The 18,106-nt window shown below is 66.3% G+C and carries 18 protein-coding genes and 1 pseudogene; 12 read left to right on the forward strand and 7 right to left on the reverse strand.

Going from position 1 to position 18,106, the window contains the following annotated elements; genetic code table 11:
- The 5 genes and pseudogenes from Q4F91_RS01490 to Q4F91_RS01510 all read left to right on the forward strand — a co-directional run.
- Nucleotides 1-280: pseudogene (locus Q4F91_RS01490) on the forward strand (ADP-L-glycero-D-mannoheptose-6-epimerase); the annotation flags it as partial.
- A gap of 2 nt (nt 281-282) precedes the next feature.
- Nucleotides 283-846 carry an HAD family hydrolase gene (locus Q4F91_RS01495; RefSeq protein WP_303333996.1) on the forward strand — a complete coding sequence of 188 codons (564 nt, stop codon included), beginning with the start codon at nt 283-285 and terminating at the stop codon, nt 844-846.
- Between the two features lie 139 nt (nt 847-985).
- The gene (rfaE2, locus tag Q4F91_RS01500) at nt 986-1,480 is read left to right on the forward strand and encodes a D-glycero-beta-D-manno-heptose 1-phosphate adenylyltransferase (RefSeq protein ID WP_303333997.1); all 495 of its coding nucleotides are present in this window, start codon (nt 986-988) and stop codon (nt 1,478-1,480) included.
- A gap of 179 nt (nt 1,481-1,659) precedes the next feature.
- Entirely contained in the window at nt 1,660-2,085 is a 426-nt protein-coding gene (locus Q4F91_RS01505) for a cyclophilin-like fold protein (RefSeq protein WP_303333998.1), read from the forward strand.
- A gap of 14 nt (nt 2,086-2,099) precedes the next feature.
- Nucleotides 2,100-3,266, forward strand: coding sequence for a cyclophilin-like fold protein (locus Q4F91_RS01510; protein ID WP_303333999.1), 1,167 nt, complete (start codon nt 2,100-2,102; stop codon nt 3,264-3,266).
- A 37-nt stretch (nt 3,267-3,303) separates the two neighbouring features.
- On the opposite strand, the gene Q4F91_RS01515 is transcribed toward Q4F91_RS01510, so the two are convergent.
- Nucleotides 3,304-4,614 (reverse strand): RNA-binding domain-containing protein, encoded by a 1,311-nt coding sequence (locus tag Q4F91_RS01515; protein WP_303334000.1) that lies wholly within the window; start codon nt 4,612-4,614, stop codon nt 3,304-3,306.
- 183 nt (nt 4,615-4,797) lie between these two features.
- The gene (gene galU, locus Q4F91_RS01520) at nt 4,798-5,637 is read right to left on the reverse strand and encodes a UTP--glucose-1-phosphate uridylyltransferase GalU (protein ID WP_303334001.1); all 840 of its coding nucleotides are present in this window, start codon (nt 5,635-5,637) and stop codon (nt 4,798-4,800) included.
- Nucleotides 5,638-5,805: 168 nt separating this feature from the next.
- On the opposite strand from galU, the gene Q4F91_RS01525 reads away from it, so the two are divergent.
- Nucleotides 5,806-6,621 (forward strand): symmetrical bis(5'-nucleosyl)-tetraphosphatase, encoded by an 816-nt coding sequence (locus Q4F91_RS01525; protein ID WP_303334002.1) that lies wholly within the window; start codon nt 5,806-5,808, stop codon nt 6,619-6,621.
- 6 nt (nt 6,622-6,627) lie between these two features.
- Here Q4F91_RS01525 and Q4F91_RS01530 read toward each other — a convergent pair whose 3' ends face one another.
- The gene (locus Q4F91_RS01530) at nt 6,628-7,554 is read right to left on the reverse strand and encodes a 1-acyl-sn-glycerol-3-phosphate acyltransferase (protein WP_303334003.1); all 927 of its coding nucleotides are present in this window, start codon (nt 7,552-7,554) and stop codon (nt 6,628-6,630) included.
- Nucleotides 7,555-7,569: 15 nt separating this feature from the next.
- Nucleotides 7,570-7,989 carry a Holliday junction resolvase RuvX gene (gene ruvX / locus Q4F91_RS01535; RefSeq protein ID WP_303334004.1) on the reverse strand — a complete coding sequence of 140 codons (420 nt, stop codon included), beginning with the start codon at nt 7,987-7,989 and terminating at the stop codon, nt 7,570-7,572.
- Nucleotides 7,990-8,175: 186 nt separating this feature from the next.
- Here ruvX and Q4F91_RS01540 point away from each other — a divergent pair, with 186 nt between their 5' ends.
- The 3 genes from Q4F91_RS01540 to Q4F91_RS01550 all read left to right on the forward strand — a co-directional run bounded on the left by Q4F91_RS01540 (nt 8,176) and on the right by Q4F91_RS01550 (nt 9,909).
- Nucleotides 8,176-8,691 carry a YbaK/EbsC family protein gene (locus Q4F91_RS01540; RefSeq protein WP_303334005.1) on the forward strand — a complete coding sequence of 172 codons (516 nt, stop codon included), beginning with the start codon at nt 8,176-8,178 and terminating at the stop codon, nt 8,689-8,691.
- Nucleotides 8,692-8,971: 280 nt separating this feature from the next.
- On the forward strand, nt 8,972-9,427 hold the full coding sequence (locus Q4F91_RS01545; protein ID WP_303334006.1) for a DUF2721 domain-containing protein: 456 nt from the start codon (nt 8,972-8,974) through the stop codon (nt 9,425-9,427).
- Nucleotides 9,428-9,447: 20 nt separating this feature from the next.
- Nucleotides 9,448-9,909: a DUF2721 domain-containing protein gene (locus tag Q4F91_RS01550; RefSeq protein ID WP_303334007.1), complete on the forward strand. Its 462-nt coding sequence runs from the start codon at nt 9,448-9,450 to the stop codon at nt 9,907-9,909.
- Nucleotides 9,910-9,996: 87 nt separating this feature from the next.
- Here the strand turns inward: Q4F91_RS01550 and Q4F91_RS01555 are convergent, their stop codons facing one another.
- Nucleotides 9,997-12,063, reverse strand: coding sequence for a patatin-like phospholipase family protein (locus tag Q4F91_RS01555; RefSeq protein ID WP_303334008.1), 2,067 nt, complete (start codon nt 12,061-12,063; stop codon nt 9,997-9,999).
- Nucleotides 12,015-12,269, reverse strand: a complete 255-nt coding sequence (locus Q4F91_RS01560; RefSeq protein ID WP_303334009.1) for a hypothetical protein — start codon at nt 12,267-12,269, stop codon at nt 12,015-12,017. Before Q4F91_RS01560 ends, Q4F91_RS01555 begins: the two co-directional genes overlap by 49 nt.
- Nucleotides 12,270-12,433: 164 nt before the next feature.
- On the opposite strand from Q4F91_RS01560, the gene galE reads away from it, so the two are divergent.
- Entirely contained in the window at nt 12,434-13,459 is a 1,026-nt protein-coding gene (gene galE, locus Q4F91_RS01565) for a UDP-glucose 4-epimerase GalE (RefSeq protein ID WP_303334010.1), read from the forward strand.
- Nucleotides 13,460-13,650: 191 nt separating this feature from the next.
- Here galE and uvrA read toward each other — a convergent pair whose 3' ends face one another.
- The gene (gene uvrA / locus Q4F91_RS01570) at nt 13,651-16,137 is read right to left on the reverse strand and encodes an excinuclease ABC subunit UvrA (RefSeq protein WP_303334011.1); all 2,487 of its coding nucleotides are present in this window, start codon (nt 16,135-16,137) and stop codon (nt 13,651-13,653) included.
- A 142-nt stretch (nt 16,138-16,279) separates the two neighbouring features.
- Between uvrA and Q4F91_RS01575 the strand changes: the two genes are divergently transcribed.
- Both Q4F91_RS01575 and Q4F91_RS01580 read left to right on the forward strand, forming a co-directional pair.
- A complete protein-coding gene (locus Q4F91_RS01575) occupies nt 16,280-17,494 on the forward strand; it encodes an MFS transporter (protein WP_303334012.1) in 1,215 nt (404 codons plus the stop codon).
- A 38-nt stretch (nt 17,495-17,532) separates the two neighbouring features.
- Nucleotides 17,533-18,030, forward strand: coding sequence for a single-stranded DNA-binding protein (locus Q4F91_RS01580; protein WP_303334013.1), 498 nt, complete (start codon nt 17,533-17,535; stop codon nt 18,028-18,030).
- Nucleotides 18,031-18,106 lie beyond the last annotated feature (76 nt).

The raw sequence follows: 18,106 nt of genomic DNA on the forward strand, positions 1-18,106 counted from the left end.
GGGCCGCGCCGAGCCCTTCAACAACGTCTCGCTCGCCGTGATCAACACGATCCGCCAGAGCGAGGGCAAGGGCGAGCTCACGCTTGAAGAGACCGTCGCCTCGGGTGAGCTCGAGTACATCCCGTTCCCGGAGGCGCTGAAGGGCAAGTACCAGGCCTTCACGCGCGCCAACCTCACGAACCTGCGCAAGGGCGGCTGCGACGTCGAGTTCCGCACCGTCAAGGAGGGCACGTCCGAGTACATGCGCGCGCTGCTCGAGCAGTTCCCGACGGTTGAGTGATCGTGAGAGCCGCCTTCCTTGACCGCGACGGCGTGATCAACCTTGACCGCGCCTACGTGCACAAGCGCGAGGACTTCGAGTGGGTTCCGGGGGCCGTCGAGGCCCTCCGGATCCTCCACGAAGCAAGGTTCGCGCTCGTCATCGTCACGAACCAGTCGGGCATCGGCCGCGGGTACTACACCGAGGACGACTTCCACAAGCTCAACGACTGGATGACCGCGGAGCTCGCCCGCGCCGGCGCCCCTGTCGCCGACGTGCGCTTCTGCCCGCACCATCCGGTCAACGCCATTGACCGCTACCGGTGCGAATGCACCTGCCGCAAGCCGCTCCCGGGCATGATCCTCGACTCCGCGAAGGCGCTCGGGATCGACCTCTCGCGCTCCATCCTCTTCGGGGACAAGCAGCGCGACTGCGTTTCCGGCTTACGCGCGGGTCTGCCCGAGTGCGTGCTCCTCGGCACGGACGGAAAGGAAGTTCCCGCTCCCGTCCCCGAGGCGACGCGCGTCGAGCGCGACCTCCTCACCGCAGTGAAGTCGGACTGGTTCCGCGAGTTCGCCGCGGGCTGAGACCGCCGCTAAAACAATCCGAGAATCCCGGCATGCCGAACTGCGTGACCGGGATTTTCTTCGCCCTCTAAAATTCAGGAACACCGGGCCCGGGGAACACCTGCGGCCCGTCGCCCCAAGCATCCCCGGAGTCCTTTCGATGAGCACCCGCTGCCCGCCCCCCGCCTTTGAAAACAAGATCTGCTCGATGGAGGACCTCGCCCGCCGCGCGGCCGAGCTCCCGAAGCCCGTCGTCTTCACGAACGGCGTCTTTGACATCCTGCACCGCGGGCACGTCACCTACCTCGCCCAGGCCCGTGCGCTCGGCGCGAGCCTCGTCGTGGCCGTCAACAGCGACGCCTCCGTGAAGATGCTCGGCAAGGGCGACGACCGCCCCGTCAACACCGAGGCCGACCGCGCCGCGGTGCTCGCCGCGCTCGAGAGCGTGAGCCTCGTCGTCGTCTTCCCCGAGAAGGTGCCGCTCAAACCCCTCGCCCTCGCGCGTCCCGAGATCTACGTGAAGGGCGGCGACTACCGCATCGAGGACCTGCCCGAGGCGAAGCTCGCCGCCGAATGGGGCGGCAAATGCGTGACGATCACCTTCGAGCACCAGCGCTCGACGACGGCGCTCCTCAAAAAGGTCCGCGGCGCCTGATCCGGTGCCGCCGCCGGAATGGAACCCGCTCCCGTCCCGCACGGGCGCGGGTTTTCTTTTTGGCTCGCACTCTGCGAGGATTCAGCAGATATCTGACGCCTTTCCTGCCTTTTCCTGCCGGGCTCGAACATAAACTGACCCTCAACAGATGAACCGATTTCCTTCTGAAGGAGAGTCCCATGAGGAAGCTTGCCCTTTCCGCCGTCCTGATGTCCGCGATCACGCTTGCCTGCGGCGCCGCATCGGCCGAACCGATCAAAATCCGCCTCACCGCGGGCGAACATGTCATGACCGCCACGCTCGAGAACAACGCCACCTCGCGCGCCTTTGCGGCGAAGCTCCCGCTGACGCTGCCGATGATGGATCTCTACGGCCGCGAGATGTGCTACCGCTTCCGCGAGGCACTGCCCGCCGAGGAGGTGACGACGAGCGGCTACGACGTGGGCGACATCGTCTACTGGACCCCGCGCCACAGCTTCGTGATCATGTACGGCCAGAACGGCGAGGTGATCTCAAGCCTGCAGAAGCTCGGCCGCATCGACAAGGGCGTCGAGGTCTTCAACCGCACGGGCGACGTGGACGTGAAGTTCGAACTGATCAAGTGATGGAGACCACTGCCATGAAGCGACGCGCACTGCTCTGCGGCGCCTTCGCGGGCGCTCTCCTCTCCCCCGCACTCTCCTCCGCGGCCTACCGCCCGAGGGTTCTCGTCGTCTGGTACTCGAAGTCCGGCAACACCGCCGCGATCGGCGAGATGATCGCGGAACGCACGGGCGCGGACACCTTCGAGATCGTCCCCGAGCGCTTCTACGGCCGCGAGCGCCCGAAGATCTCCCAGGACGCTAAGCGCGAGCGCGAGGAGCGCGACTTCCCCGCAATCAAGGGGCAGCTGCCTGACCTCTCGAAGTACGACCTCGTCTTCGTCGGGAGCCCCGCCTGGTGGTACGGACTCGCCACGCCCGTGATGGCGTTCCTCGACCGCGTCGACTTCCATGGCGCCCGGGTCGCCGGCTTCAACACCTGCGCGGGCGACGGGCACCTCTTCGAGGAGGAGCTGCGCGCACAGGCGAGGAACGCGAAGTTCGCGGGCCCATCACCTTCAGGGGCACCTACGACACGGGGAGCGGCCCCGAGCCGCCCGACGGCCGCGCCTACCAGCGGGATCACGCCGCGGCGACGGGCAGGAGGCTCGACGAGTGGCTCGCCGGAATCCTGGCCGGATAAGGAGGGGAAAGTCAGATTTACCGGGCAGAATCGGGCAGTCAATTGCCCGGTTCCGCCCTTAACTCACGGGGGCCCGCGGAAATATGCTCAGTTTCAGGCAATTTTCCTCTATGGAGCCCCGATCATGAATTTCCGCATTCTTCCCCTCGTCCTTCTCTCCGCCGTCTCCTTTGCGGGCGGCGCGGGTTCGGCGCAGGCCGCCGAGCCCATACGCCTCAGGGTGACCGCCGCTGGTCACACGCTCACGGCGACGCTCCTCGACAACGCCACGGCGCGCGCCTTCGCGGCGCGTCTGCCGCTCACGCTTCACATGAAGGATCTCTTCGCGCGCGAGATGTGCCACAACCTGAGGAAGGGCCTGCCCGCCGAGGAGGCCGGCACGAGCGGCTACGAGGTGGGCGACATCACGTACTGGCTGCCGATGAAGAGCTTCGTGATCATGTACCGCCAGAACGGAGAGGTGATCAGCTCCATGCAGAAGGTCGGGCGCATCGACAAGGGCGTCGAGATCTTCGCGCGCACGGGCGACACGGACGTCACCTTCGAGCTGCTCGAACCCTGAGCCGTGTTCAGGACCCGCCTACACCATCCTCGTCCTGCTATGAGTTCTTCCCAGGGATGTAGCAGGTGCTTCTGCCGGCACCTGTCCGAAGGATCATCTTCGAGTCGACCAGTTCCTTCAGGGCCTTGTTGAGAGTGGAGCGTGGGACGTTCACTTTCCCCTGAAGTTCCTTGGGGCTGAGAGACCCGTACTCACGTATCAGCGCCGCAACTTTTTCGTTCAGAGTGGGCGATTTTTGCAGCTTCGGTAGCGTGATCTTGAAAATTCGCGTCGAGCACGCGCACGACGGCTTCAAGAAAGATTCTTCATAGCCCGCGAATATATCGGCGAAACCGCTCCCCGCTTTTTCCATCCAGCGCAGGCGCAGGAAAAGCTCGGAAAGAAAGCGGTTCCTGCAGAATGAGAAGCCGTCCTGGTACAGATCCTCGATCGTCAGACCCGCTGGAAGTGTCGCAACGGTCTGGAAAACCATCCGATCGGCAAAGATATTCACCGTGGTGGGAGACGGCAGATCAATGTTGAAATCGCGATGAACGATGCAATTCGTGAGCGCCTCACGAACGGCGACGGGCGGCCAAGGGTTGACATCTATACGCTCTTCCCCGTCTGTCGTTTTAGTGCTGCGCGGCAGGTTGTTCTGTTCCAGAATCTTCAGGGCATCCTCGCGCTGCTTCAGGATCGATCCCTTGAGTTCAGGTCCGCCAGAGTAACGGTCGTCCTCGCCAAGAAACTCGCTGATCTTGATGTGTTCCCGGTTCTGGTCAGAGAGGAGCAAGCCGAAATTCGTGAAGCGTCCATAGGTGTCCGCAATGCCATAGCCCACAAAGTTCGCTTCTGAAAATGGCACGGCCCGTGTCTGGCAGATGCGGCGAGCTTCTTCGAAAGTCAGATCCTGAAAGCGGGCTATGCGCTCTTCCCAGGGAATCAAATCCTTCGCCATGCCCATGATCTCGGAGCGCTCTGCCTGGAGAGACGATGAGCCGACCCGTATGAAAACGCCGCCGTTGGTCCAGTTCTTGTTTTTGAAAGCGTAGGGGCGGTCATCGCCAAGCAACACCTGAACGGCCGCGACTGTTTTGCCATCAGGCAGGGCAATCGGCTTCACGCGAATCAGGCTGCTCATGTCAGGCTCGACACCGTTTCGTGCGAACGTAAAGACGGTGCGTTCTATCCTGTCGAAGTCTTCCACGCCTACGCCTTTGCCGTCATTATCAACACCAAAGTAGATGGTGCCACCGTAGGTATTGGCAAAAGCGATCATCGTCTTCTGGGCTGTGTCCGACCAAGCCTGCTTGAACTCAACTCTTTCGGACTCATGTCGCCCCCAGGGCTGCGTCGTCTCAGTCATCGTGCTCTCCCGGTTTTCTTCTATCTTCTAAGCATAAGTAAAAGATTTGGAAGATTATAGAAGAATGTTCCTTGCACTCACCTTTCTCTTCCTGTACATGCGGTCGCCGACCACAAATACGACAAGGCCGCCCGTGGTCACCCATGGACGGCCCTTCCTTTACTTCAGGCTCTGAGGCGCGTATCAGCCGATGCGGAAGCCGCGCTTGCGCGCGAAGTGCACCGTGGCGTCAAGGAAGCCCTGCTTGCTGCCGCAGTCAAAGCGCGTGCCCTCGAAGCGGTGCGCGTAGGCCGGGGATTCGTTCAGCATCGTGGCGATGCCGTCGGTGAGCTGGATCTCGCCGCCCACGCCCGCGGTGAGCTTCTCGAGGTGGTCGAAGATCTCGGGTTCGAACACATAGCGGCCGATGACGGCGAGGCGCGACGGGGCGACGCTCGGATCGGGCTTCTCGACGATGCCGCGCAGACGCGAGGTGTTCTGGGTCGCGTCGTCAACGCTCACGATGCCGTACTTCTTCGTCTCCTCGGGAGCGACGTCCTGGACGGCGAGCACCGAGCCGCCGCCCTGGGCGGTGCGGGCGTCGATGAGCTGGCCGATCGTGGAGGTCTTGGCGTCCATCAGGTCATCGGCGAGGATGACGGCGAAGGGCGAGTCCTCGACGACGGGCTTGGCGCAGAGAACCGCGTGGCCGAGGCCGAGCGGCTGCGGCTGGCGGATGTAGATGCAGCGGACTCCGGGCGGGACGATCTCGCGGACGATCTCGAGGAGCTCGTTCTTGCCCTTCGTCTCGAGCTCGCGCTCAAGCTCGGCGTAGGTGTCGAAGTGGTCCTCGATGGCGCGCTTGTTGCGGCCCGTGACGAAGATCATCTCCGTGATGCCGGCGGCCGCGGCCTCCTCAAGGGCATACTGGATCAGCGGCTTGTCAACGACCGGGAGCATCTCCTTCGGCATGGCCTTGGTGGCGGGAAGGAAACGGGTGCCGAGACCGTTGACCGGGAAGACAACTTTGCGAACGGGCTTCATAGGATTTTTCAAAAACCGAGTTGTTTCGTGAAGGATGGTGAACCGAGGGAGCTAGAGCGGTCCGCCGGAATGTCGTTCTAGAATCTTCCGGTGCCGCGAAGTGAGTCGGGTGAGCTTACCGCGCATCCCCGGCCGCGGCAACTGCATGCAGTCAATTGAGGAGTACCAATGAGCGGCAATCTCTACGCGATCGGTGATGTCCAGGGCTGTCTTGAGAGCCTTGAGGGGCTTCTCGAGCAGCTTCCCGGCGATGCGGAACTGCTCTTCGTCGGCGACCTCGTCAACCGCGGACCGCAGTCGCTCGAGACGCTCCGGTTCATCATGGGGCTCGGCGACCGCGCGACGGCGCTCCTCGGCAACCACGACATGCATCTCCTTGCCTGCGCCGCCGGCGCGGGCAAGGTCCACCGCAAGGACACGATCGGCCCCATTCTCGAGGCCCCGGACGCCGGAGAACTTCTTGACTGGGTGCGCACGCGGCCGCTCATGGTCGAGCGCGACGGCGTGATCTTCGTCCACGCGGGCGTGCCGCCCCTCTGGGACCTGCCCACGGCCCGTGCGCTCGCGCACGAGGTCGAGGCGGAGCTCGCGGGCGACGACTGGAAGCGGTCGCTCGCGCACATGTACGGCAAGACCCAGTGGGCGCCGGACCTCACGGGCGACGACCGTCTGCGTGCGATTCTGAACGGCTTCACCCGCATGCGGTTTGTTGACCGCGAGACGGGTCTGCTTGACTTTGACCAGAAGGAGGGCGTCGGCCGCGCGCCGGCCAATCTCGTGCCCTGGTTCGAGTTCCGCGGGCGCAAGCCCCTGGGCGCGCCCGTCTGCTTCGGTCACTGGTCCATGCTCGGTCTCATCAACCGCCCGGACCTGATGGCGATCGACACGGGCTGCCTCTGGGGCGGGGAGCTCACGGCGGTGCGCATCCCCGACCGCCGTCTCTTCACCGAGAACTGCCCCTGCTGGTCCAACCCGCTCGCCTGATCAAAATCAGGCGGCCGGCGTCTGCTCCGCGGGCGTCTCCGCAGGCTTCTCCGCGGCAGGCGCCTCAGTCTTTTCCGCCGGCTTCTCCTCCGTCTTCGTCTCCCCGTCCGCGCTGCGGATGCCGGAGGCGCGCATGCGGTCGGAGCGGGCGCGCTCCTTCTCGGCGGTCGCATCGGCCCAGCCGAGGGCGCCGGCCATCACGCGGGAGGCCTCGGCGGCGAGTTCCCTGCGGTCGCGGCCGACGGAGGGAATCGGATCGAGGATCGTCACCTCGGCGCCGACGCCGGGGGTGAAGATCACGCGCTTCAGAACCGTGCCGAGCGTCTCGTGCGCGTAGGAGGCGAGCGTCGAGGTTTCCCCGTTCACCGTGTAGCGGATCGTCACGGGCAGGATCTCCGCGCCCGCGGGCTCGGCGCCCGCGAAGAGGTTCGCGTAGAAGGGCAGCAGTTTGTCGCCCGGGCCCGTCGTGCCCTCGGGGAAGAAGAGCACGTTCGTGCCTTCGCGGAGAGCGGCGGCCATCGCCTCGGCCACCTCAAGCACCGCGCGCTTCCTCGAGCGGTCGATGTAGATCGTGCCCACGTGGGTCGTGATCGGTCCGAACACCGGCCAGGAGCCGATCTCCTTCTTGGCGATGAAGCGCACGGGCAGGATCGAGTCCAGGATGAAGATGTCGAGGAACGAGATGTGGTTCGCGCTCACGAGGTAGCCGGGCCCCCTGTCACGGATGCCCGCCGCGGCGGAGGGGTCGGGGACGCTGCCCTTGACGGTCACCCTGACGCCGATCACCGCCGTGATCCACGGGGCGAGGTGCTTGACGTACCAGGCGCGGGTGCGGTGCTGAAGCACGGGGAAGAGCCCCACCGCCACGAGGAAGATGAGGATCGCGAGGAAGAAGAGAAGAATCAGCCGGAAAGTGCCGACAACGTAGCGCATGTTGTTGCTCTCGCTTCAGTGGGAGGCGGCGGCGCGGCGCGCCTCCGACTCCCGGAAGAACTGCTCAAGGATGACGCGGGCGGCCTCGTCGTCAATGTGGTCGCGCCCGTGCTCGACCTCCACCGAGGAGAAGCGTTCGTCCACGGTGAAGACCTTCAGGTGGTGGCGGCCGCCGAGCTGCCTCGCGAACCGCTCGCAGCGGGCCGTGAGGGTCGAGGGCGAGCCGTCCCCGAGACGCGGAACGCCCACGACGAGAAAAGCCGGGCTCCACTCCTCGATGAGAGCTGCCACGGCCTTCCAGCGCGAGTCGTTCGTGGGCGTGTCGAGAATCGCGAGCGCCCGGGCGGAGTTCGTCAGTGTGTTGCCGACGGCCGCGCCCGTGCGGGCGAGACCGAAGTCAAAGGCGAGCACAACGCCCTCGGGCTCCTGCTTCATTGCCACTCCTGAAGAAGAAAATTTGAAGTCTGCCGGACGGATTCACTTTCCGACGTGACGCCGAGGGAAACAACGGCCGGCGAATCGGCGTATTCTATACGCCCATTTTTTCCCAGAAGCCTTCTCCGGACCCCGGTTCACCCGCTCCGGGCCCGGCCCGGCTTCACCTTTCGATCCCCTGCCACCATGATCGACAATGTTCTCGAGCGCCTCACGACGCTCTTCACCGAAGGCGGCGCCCGCTTCCGCGTTCTTCACCACGAGGCCGGCGACCGCACGAGCCAGTCCGTCGCCGACATCCGCGGCACCGAGCTCGGCCAGGGCGCGAAGGCGCTGTGCTGCACCGTCAAGGGCAACGGCGTCAAGATGCACGTCCTCGGCGTGCTGCCCGCGGACATGCAGGCCGACCTCTCGAAGCTCGCAGCCGCCGTCGGCGGACGCCGCGCCTCGCTCGCCTCGCCCGACGAGGTGATGGAGCTCACGGGCTGCATCTTCGGCGCCGTTCCGCCGGTGAGCTTCCACCCGGACCTCACGCTCATCTGCGACCCGACGCTCTTCACGCGCTACGACGAACTGGCCTTCAACGCCGGCGCCCGCGACGTCTCGATCATCATCTCGACCGAGGACTTCAAGCGCATCGTCGCCCCGCGCATCGCGGACTTCCTCAGGGACGCCGCCCCCGCCGAGGCCCCCAAGGCCTGACACCCCGATTCCCTTCCCCTCAGGCCCCGCCATCCCGATTGATGGGGCTCCCGGGGGAAAATCCTTCGTCCGCACAAGCCGCAGGCGGACGTCTCCCCGAAGGAAAGTCTCCGGGCTTGCGCGCCCGGAGCCGAGCCGTCCCGGCGCCCGCCGGAGACGGCCGTGGCCGTCCCCGGCCGCAGAGCGGCAGATAACACTTTAGACCCGCTTCAACAATTACTACTAGGAGAAGGCGCGACCTCCCCGGCCCCTCGAACGAGGGCGGCGCGCCGCAGCTCAAATGGATTTCTTCGCAAGCATGCTTGCCAACTCGCTCACGCCGATCACGCTCATCTCGGGCGTCGGCCTGATGCTTCTGTGCATGGTCGCCCGCTACAACCACACGACCGACCGCATCCGCCAGCTCCTCAAGCGCCGCGAGGACGGTGACTACTCGCTCGAGCCCGACATCGACCGCGAGATTCACCTGCTCTTCCGCCGCGCCAAGTACCTGCGCCGCGCGATGCTCTGCCTCGTGCTCTCCGACGTCTGCTCGGGCCTCCTCGTCGCGACCAACGTGCTCGCGCACCTCACCGCGCTCAACTTCATCATCGTGAGCTCCTTCTGGCTCGGCCTCGGTCTCGCGCTGATCGTCGCCTCGACGGTCTACTTCAGCCTCGAGGTCCGCGTCTCGCTCCACGCCCTTCAGATGGCCATCGAGCACCTTCCGGGCAAGTCCCGCCTGCCCCTCGCCTGATTCCCGGGAGAAGAAAGAAAATGATCTCCATCACTGAATTCAATCAGTCGCTTGCCCTCGCCCTCGGCCCGATCACGCTCATCTCGGGCGTGGGCCTGCTGATGATGTGCATGACGAACCGCTACAACCACGCGACGAACCGCATCCGCCAGCTGATGGCGAAGCGCCACACCATCCCGGGCTCGCCCATGATCCCCATCATCGACCGCGAAATCGACCTGCTCTTCATCCGCGCGTCGCTGCTGCGCCGCGGCATGCTCTCGGTCGCGCTCTCGGCGCTCGTCGCCGCGATCCTCGTCGCCGTGAGCGTGAGCTCGAGCTTCCTCGGCGTCAATCTCTCGGTCCCCGAGAGCATCCTCCTCGTGATCTGCGTGCTGCTCATCGTGTTCTCCGCGCTCTTCTTCTCGCAGGAGATCAGCGTGTCGCTGCGCGCCCTCGAGCTCGCCGTGAAGAACATCCCGGACGGCTCGAAGAAGGAATAAGACGGCCCTTTCCGTCTCGCCTCAAGAAAAAGCGCTCCGAAGCCATCGCGGCCGGAGCGCTTTTTTCGTTGAATGCGGCTGCTGAGATCAGTCGCGGTAGCCCCAGAGCAGGTAGATGCCCGAGCCCTCGCCGAACGTGCGGCCGGCGGTGAGCTGGATCGCACCGATCGGGCTGTCGACGCCGATGAACCAGGAGGCGGATTTCCGCCACTGATTGTCGGTGTTGCCGAAGCCCGCCGACTCGCCGCCGCTGTTCCAGGCGCGGCCGATCTCGCCCTGCACGCCAGCCCAGACCGGCACCGGGAAGGGCAGCAGGTCCGAGAGATTGCGTGAGAAGGCGAAACGGCCGTACTGCAGGTGCGAGCCCGACCAGCGGCCGTAAGGAGCGCCCGCCATGCGGCCCGCGCCGCCGAGCCGGTAGTAGCCCGAGACGGTGGTGTGTCCGTACTCGCCCTCGAGCACCGCGGTCCAGGGCCCCCAGCTCCAGGGGACGAGCGCATTGACCTCGAGCAGGTGCACGTTGCCCTCGAGCACGCTCGCCTTGTCGGTGAACCTGCCGTTCGCCTCGAGCCGGAAGCCCTTCGTCGGGAAGCTCACGTTGTCGAGCGTGTCGAGGAAGAGCTCGAAGCCGATGTAGGACGCATCCACCTCGTCCCAGGGAGGCACGTCACGGCCCACCTCGAGCGAGGACTCGCGCGACATCCAGCCTGCGGAGACGCCGGCGTAGCCGAGGCGCGGGAACTCCATGCCGAGGAGCGCCCTCATGTCCGTCGTGGCGCTTCGCCACGTCGCGACCGCGTTCTTTCCCTCGTAGATGTCGTAGAGCCTGCGCTCCCAGGAGATCTCGGGCTCGATGAAGAGCGGCAGTCCGAAGAGATTGAAGGGCTGGTAGAACTGCGTGAGGAAGCGCTGGTCCTCGCCCACCTGCAGTTCGTTGCGCCATTCGCTCCCGAGCGGGTTGATGTGCCAGGCGTGCGCGAAGAGGAAGTTGAAGGTGCTCACGCTGTCGAAGTCCGTCTCGACGGACCCGCCGAAGCGCACGCTCGAGTAGTTCGTGTCGCGCTCGCGGGGCTCGAGCTCCACGACGTAGGTGCCGTTGTCGCCCGGGACCACGCGGTAGGTGATGCTCTCGAAGACGCCGTCGGCGTAGAGGCTTCTCGCCGCGGCGTCGAGCGTCCTGCGGCTGTACGTTTTGTTCGTGCGGATCTGCGCGCGCTCAAGGATGCGCTCGTGCGGGATCACCGCGCCGGGGCGCTCCGCGACGATCACGTCGGTGACGTAGAGCGGCCCCTCGTTCTCGGTGTGGTGGAAGTACCGCGTCCTCGCCTCGGACCACTGCGTCCACTCGGCCTTCGGGCGGATGAAGCGCGCGATCTCCTCGGCCACGGCGCGGGCGCTCTTCTCGCCCGCCGCGATGATCTCCTTGGAGCGCTTGAAGTCGGCCGACGTGAAGCCCTCGAGATCGGGCGTGATGAGAAGGTCTCCCTCCTCGAGCGCGGCGAGCGAGTTCCTCACGTTCTGCTCGGTGAGGAGGTTCACCATCTGCGCCATCACGCCCACGACGTTCGTGAGTTCCTCGCGCTTCGAGAGCGGCGTGCCGACGTTCACGGCGATCACCACGTCCGCGCCCATGTCGCGGGCAAGCTGAACGGGGAGGTTGTCGACGAGGCCGCCGTCAACGAGAAGTTTCCCGTGGAACTGAGCGGGCGCGAAGGCGCCCGGGATGGACATCGAGGCGCGCATCGCCTCGCGCACCGACGCGTCCTTCTGCATGATGACGCGCTCGCCCGTGACGAGGTCGGTGGCGGGCGCGGCGAAGGGAATCGGCAGCATCGAGAGGTCGCGCACCATGTCGACCGGGACGGTCTCGCGCGCGAGGAAGAGCGCGAGCTCCTCGGCGGGGACGAACGACTCGGGCAGCTTCGGCGTGCCGTCCTTCGTCACCTCGATGCCGCTCGCGGGCAGGCTCTTGTAGTCGTCGTCCTTCTTGCGCCAGGAGAGGAGCGCGCGGTTCGGGTGGGGCGCGAGCATCTGATCCCAGTCAACGCCCGTCACCGTGCGCTCGAGCTCGTCGACCGTGAAGCCCGCCGCATAGGCGCCGCCGATCATCGAGCCCATCGAGGTGCCGGTGAGCACGTCAACGCGCACCCCCATTTCCTCGAGCACCCTGAGGACGCCCACGTGCGCGAAACCGCGGGCGCGCCGCCCGAGAGGACGAGACCCACGCAGGGACGGTTCTCCGCCCGGCAGCGGGCACGCACTTCATCGGGCGTCGCCGCGGCCACTTCTGTGGCGGCGAGGCAGCAGACGGCAAGCGCCGCGAGGCGCACATGGCTCCGTATCGCATTGCTGAGCGTCATGAGGGAGTCCTTTGCAAAAGAGAAATCGCGGTGTCGTTTGCCGACAATGCGTTTCACGGGCGAAAATGCTCGGATCGATACTTTTCCGGGCCGCTCCGTTTACGGAGGTCCGAGCGGTAAGGCAGTCCGGGAAAACACCACTTCAAACCATAAAGGAAGATTGTATGCGCGTACTTCTCACGGGCGGCATGGGATTCATCGGCTCGCACACGGCCGTCGTGCTGCAGGAGGGCGGCCACGAGCCCGTGCTCTACGACAACCTCTCGAACGCGGACCGCGCCGTCACCGGGCGCATCGAGCAGATCACCGGCAAGGCCCCGAAGTTCATCGAGGGCGACATCCGTGACCAGGCCCGCATGGAGGAAGTCCTGCGCGACGAGAAGATCGACGCGGTCATCCACTTCGCCGGCCTCAAGGCCGTCGGCGAATCCGTCGTCAAGCCCCTCGAGTACTACGACAACAACATCATCGGCACGCTCCGCCTCCTCGAGGCGATGCGCGCCACGGGCGTGAAGCGCCTGATCTTCAGCTCCTCCTCGACGGTCTACGGCACCCCGCAGAGCCTGCCGCTGCGCGAGAGCGATCCGACGGGCGAGGCGACGAACCCCTACGGCCGCACGAAGCTGCAGATCGAGGAGATCCTCTCCGACCTCTGCCGCGCCGACCCGACCTGGAGCTGCATCTGCCTGCGCTACTTCAACCCGATCGGCGCGCATCCGTCCGGACTCATCGGCGAGGACCCGAACGGCATCCCGAACAACCTGATGCCCTACGTCGCCCGCGTGGCAAGCGGCCGCCTCCCGGTCCTCAACGTCTTCGGCAACGACTACGACACCCCGGACGGCACGGGCGTGCGTGACTTCATCCACGTGATGGACCTCGCGCGCGGCCACGCCGCGGCGCTCCCCTACTGCATGAGCCACGAGGGCTGGAAGGCCGTCAACCTCGGCTGCGGCCGCGGCTACAGCGTGCTCGAGATCGTCGCCGCCTTCGAGAAGGCCTCGGGCCGCAAGGTCCCGGTGAACTTCGCCCCGCGCCGCGCCGGCGACATCGCCGCCAACTGGGCCGATCCGTCGCTCGCCCGCGAGCTCTTCGGCTGGGAAGCCCAGTGCAACATCGAGGACATGTGCCGCGACGGCTGGAACTTCGAGCAGCACCGCGCCGCGGAACTCGCTCAGAAGCAATCCTGAAAAACCCGTATTGCAATCCGCGGCGGGTTTCAGTCGTCCACAGATTTATCCACAAACGTTTTTTAGATAAATCAAGTGGTTGCGCGCAAATTTCGGAGTTATTCACCGAAAGATGCGCGCATCGGTGAATTACCGTTTTCGCGTGGTTGTGCGCCCGGACAGAGTCTGATCTCTGCTCCGGGCTTTTCTTTTCAGAGCGCGCGGGCGAGCCAGGGGCCCGTGGGGCTCTCCGGATCCGCAGCGACCGCCTCGGGCGTGCCGGCGGCGACGATCCTGCCGCCAGATTCGCCCCCGCCCGGGCCCATGTCGATCACCCAGTCCGCGGCGGCGATGACGTCGAGGTCGTGCTCGACGATGAGAACGGTGCTGCCGGCGGCGGTGAGGCGTCTGATCGCTGCGAGAAGCTTCGCCGTGTCCTCGAAGTGCAGTCCCGTCGTGGGCTCGTCGAGGATGTAGAGCGTCCGCCCGTCCGAGCGCTTCGCGAGCTCGGTGGCGAGCCGCACACGCTGCGCCTCGCCTCCGGAGAGCGTCGCCGCGCTCTGCCCGAGCCGCAGGTAGCCGAGCCCCGTGTCGGCGAGCGCCGTGAGGCGCGGGCGCATCTGCGGGTGCGCGGAGAACTTTTCGAGCGCCTCGTCGACGGTGAGATCCAGGATGTCCGCGATCGAGAGCCCCTTCCAGCGGCACTCGAGCGTCTCGCGGTTGTAGCGCTTCCCGCCGCACACGTCGCAGGGCACGGTGAGGTCGGGGAGAAACTGCATCTCGATTCTCACCTCGCCCTCGCCCCCGCAGGCCTCGCACCGCCCTCCCTTCTGGTTGAAGGAGAAGCGCGCCGCGCCGTAGCCGCGCTCGCGCGCGGTGAGCGTCTGGGCCATGAGCTCGCGCACCGGGGCGAAGAGCCCCGTGGCGGTCGCTGTGTTCGAGCGGGCGTTGCGGCCGAGCGGACTCTGGTCGACGACAACCGCGCGGTCAAAGGCCTCGAGTCCCTCGATCGACTCGAAGGGCAGCGACCGATCCTCGGCGCGGTTGAGACGGGCCGCCGCGGCCGCGGCAAGCGTGTCCGAGATGAGCGTGGACTTCCCCGACCCCGAGGGGCCGGTCACGACCGTGAGCGCCCCGACGGGGATCTCGAGCGTCACGTTGCGGAGCGTCCGCCCCGACGCGCCCGTGAGCCTGAGCCACCGGCTGCTCTCCGCCGCAAAGGCGGGGCGCTCCGGCACCGCGGTGCGCCTTCCCGAAAGATAGGCGCCCGTGACCGAGTCCGGGTTGGCCATCACCTCCCCGGGGCTTCCTTCGGCGACGACGCGGCCGCCGAGCTCTCCCGCGCCCGGCCCCATGTCGATGATCCGGTCCGCGGCGCGCATCATCTCCGCATCGTGCTCGACGACGAGCACGGTGTTGCCGAGGTCCCTCAGGCCCTTCAAGGTCCGGATGAGCCGCTCGCCGTCCGCGGGGTGGAGCCCGATGCTCGGCTCGTCGAGCACATAGAGGACCCCGGAGAGCCCCGAGCCGATCTGACCGGCGAGGCGGATGCGCTGACGCTCGCCCCCCGAGAGGGTCGAGGCGCGGCGGCCGAGCGTCAGGTACCCGAGGCCGAGGTCCGCGAGGCACGCGAGACGCGTCCCCGCGCCCGCGATGATCCGCCGCGCGGCCTCGCCGCGTATGCCTGGCAATTCAAGCCCGGCGAGCCACCCGCGCAGGTCCTCGACGGGCATCTCCATCAGGTCGGCGATCGTGAGCCCGGCCACGCGGACATTCCTCGCGACCTCGGAGAGTCCCGAGCCGGAGCAGGCCGGACAGGGCTCCTCGTCGACGAGGCCCGTGCCGTGACAGGCCGGGCAGGCTCCCTTCGGACTCATGCGCGAGAAGTTCCTCGGCTCAAGCTCTCCCGCGGCGAAGTCGCAGAAGGGGCAGGCGTTGTTCACCGACCAGGCCGCGCTCCAGTCGCCGTCCATGTCGGCGGCCGCGGCGAGCCCGCCCGCGAGTCCCGCGGCGTTCTCAAGGCTCTCCGCGATGCGCTCGCGCTGGTCGGCCCGCACCCGCAGGCGGTCGACAACGACCGCGAGATCGTGCGGCTCACCGTCGGCGAGGAAGTCCTCCTGCGGCAGGTCGTCGAGCATCATCACCTCGTCGCCGACGCGCACGCGCTGGTAGCCCTCGGCGAGAAGCTTCGAGAAGAGCGCCCTCGCCTCGCCCGCCGCGACCTGGCGGCGGCGCCAGACGGGCGCGAGGATGAGGACGCGCTTCTCCTCCGCGGCGAGGATGAGTTCGTCCGTCATCGCCGCGACCGACTTCGCCTCGAGCGGCACGCCGTGCCTCGGGCAGTGGGGCGTGCCCGAGCGCGCGAAAAGAAGCCGCAGATAGTCCTCGGTCTCCGTGACGCTCCCGACCGTGGAGCGCGCGCCGCCCGCGGCGCTTCTCTGGTCGATCGCGATCGCCGGGGGAAGCCCCGTCACCTGGTCGACCTCCGCGCGCGGCAGGCGCTCGAGGAACTGTCTCGCATCCGCGGAGAGGCTCTCGACATACCGGCGCTCACCCTCGGCGTAGAGCGTGTCAAAGGCGAGCGAGCTCTTCCCCGAGCCCGAGAGCCCGGTGATGACGACGAGACGCCCGCGCGGGATGTCGAGCGAGATGTTCTTCAGATTGTGCGTGCGCGCGCCGCGCACCGAGATGCTGTCCATGGACATACCCCTTTCGGGAGTGGTGCGATTTAAGGAGACGGAAAAGAGAAAAAACTATAACCCGATGCATCCGGCCTATCCCGCCCGCGGGACGGGCAGGAACTTAACCCCGGTCACCCTCCTCACCCCGCCCGCTTCTCCCATGTCCAAATCGGCCGCCTGGCGCATGACCGCGCAGGAAAAAAAGTCGAGCCTCGCTCTGGCGAGCATCTTCGCCCTGCGCATGCTCGGCCTCTTCGTGATTCTCCCGGTCTTCGCCGTCTACGCGCGCGAGCTTCCGGGCGGCGAGAACGCCTTCCTGGTGGGACTCACGCTCGGCGTCTACGGCCTCTCGCAGGGGCTGCTGCAGATCCCGTTCGGCGCGGCCTCGGACCGCTTCGGCAGGAAACCCGTCATCATCGCGGGCCTCGCCCTCTTCGCGCTCGGCAGTTTCATCGCCGCCTGCGCGGGCTCGATCACCGGCGTCTTCATCGGCCGCGCGCTCCAGGGCGCGGGCGCGATCTCCGCGGCCGTGACGGCCTTCATCTCCGACAGCGTCCGCGAGCGCGTCATCACGAAGGCGATGGCCATGGTCGGGGCCTCGATCGGACTCACCTTCGCGCTCTCGCTCCTCATCTCGCCGCCCCTGGCCCGCGTCTGCGGCATCGAGGGGCTCTTCGCGCTCACGGGCGTCCTCGCCCTCATCGCGATCGCCGTCGTGCGCTTCGTCGTGCCGGACGCCCCGCAGATGATCCGCACGCCCGCCTCGGGGAAGCCCTGGCAGCAGATCGCGCTCGACCCGCAGCTCCTGCGGCTCAACATCGGCATCTTCGTGCTCCATGCGGTCCTCACCGCGATCTTCGTCGTGGTGCCCACGCGGCTGGCGAGCATGGACCTTCCCACGGGCGAGCACTGGCAGGTCTACCTGCCCGCGGTGATCGCGGGCTTCTGCGTGATGGCGCCGCTCATCATCGTGGGCGAAAGGAAGAACGCCCTCGTGCGCGTGATGCGCATCATGATCGGCTTTCTCACGGCGGCCTTCGTGCTCTTTGCCTACCTGATGCACTCGATCTGGGAGATCGCCTTCCTCCTCGGACTCTTCTTCATGGGCTTCAACGTGCTCGAGGCGACGCTCCCCTCCCTCATCTCCCGCATGGCGCCGAAGAGCGACAAGGGCCTCGCGATGGGCATCTACAACACCACCCAGAACCTCGGCCTCTTCGCGGGCGGCACCGCGGGCGGCTGGATTGCTCAAACGTGGAGCGCCGAAGCCGTTTTCTTCGCCTGCGCTTTTGCTATGCTTCTGTGGCTCGCCTCAGCCTTTGGCCTCAAGGAGCCTCCTTGCGCCAGCCGGGAACCTGGGGAAGCCCTTAATTGATTTGATTTTTAAGATTTTTTATACACCGGTTACTGAACATGGCTTCCGTCAACAAGGTAATTCTCATCGGCAATCTGGGCGCTGACCCTGACGTTCGCTACACCCCCGACAGCAACACCGCCATTGCGACGCTCCGTATCGCGACCTCGCGTCGCTACAAGGGCCGCGACGGCAACCCCGTCGAGGAGACGGAATGGCACCGCGTGGTCCTCTGGGGCCGCCTCGCCGAGCTCGCCAAGGACTACCTCCGCAAGGGCCGCTCGGTCTACATCGAGGGCCGTCTGCGCACCCGCAAGTGGACCGATCAGAACGGCCAGGACCGCTGGTCGACCGAGATCGTCGGCGAAGTGATGCAGTTCCTCGGCGGCCGCAATGACCGTCAGGATGACAGCGGCTACGCCCCGCACGACGAGTTCGAGAGCGCGGCCCGTCCCGCCCCGGCCCGCCAGGCCGCCCGTCCGGCGCCCCAGCCCGCTCCGTCGCCCGCCGCGGCCTCCGCTCCGATCGACTCGCTCGAAGAGGACGTTCCGTTCTGATTCATCTCCTCACGGCGCCGGCCCTGCAGTGACAGACACGCAGCCGGCGCAGAAGTGAAGGTCGAAAAAAATCCGC

It is taken from the genome of Sutterella sp. (assembly GCF_030539355.1).
Taxonomy (GTDB): Bacteria; Pseudomonadota; Gammaproteobacteria; order Burkholderiales; family Burkholderiaceae_F; genus Sutterella.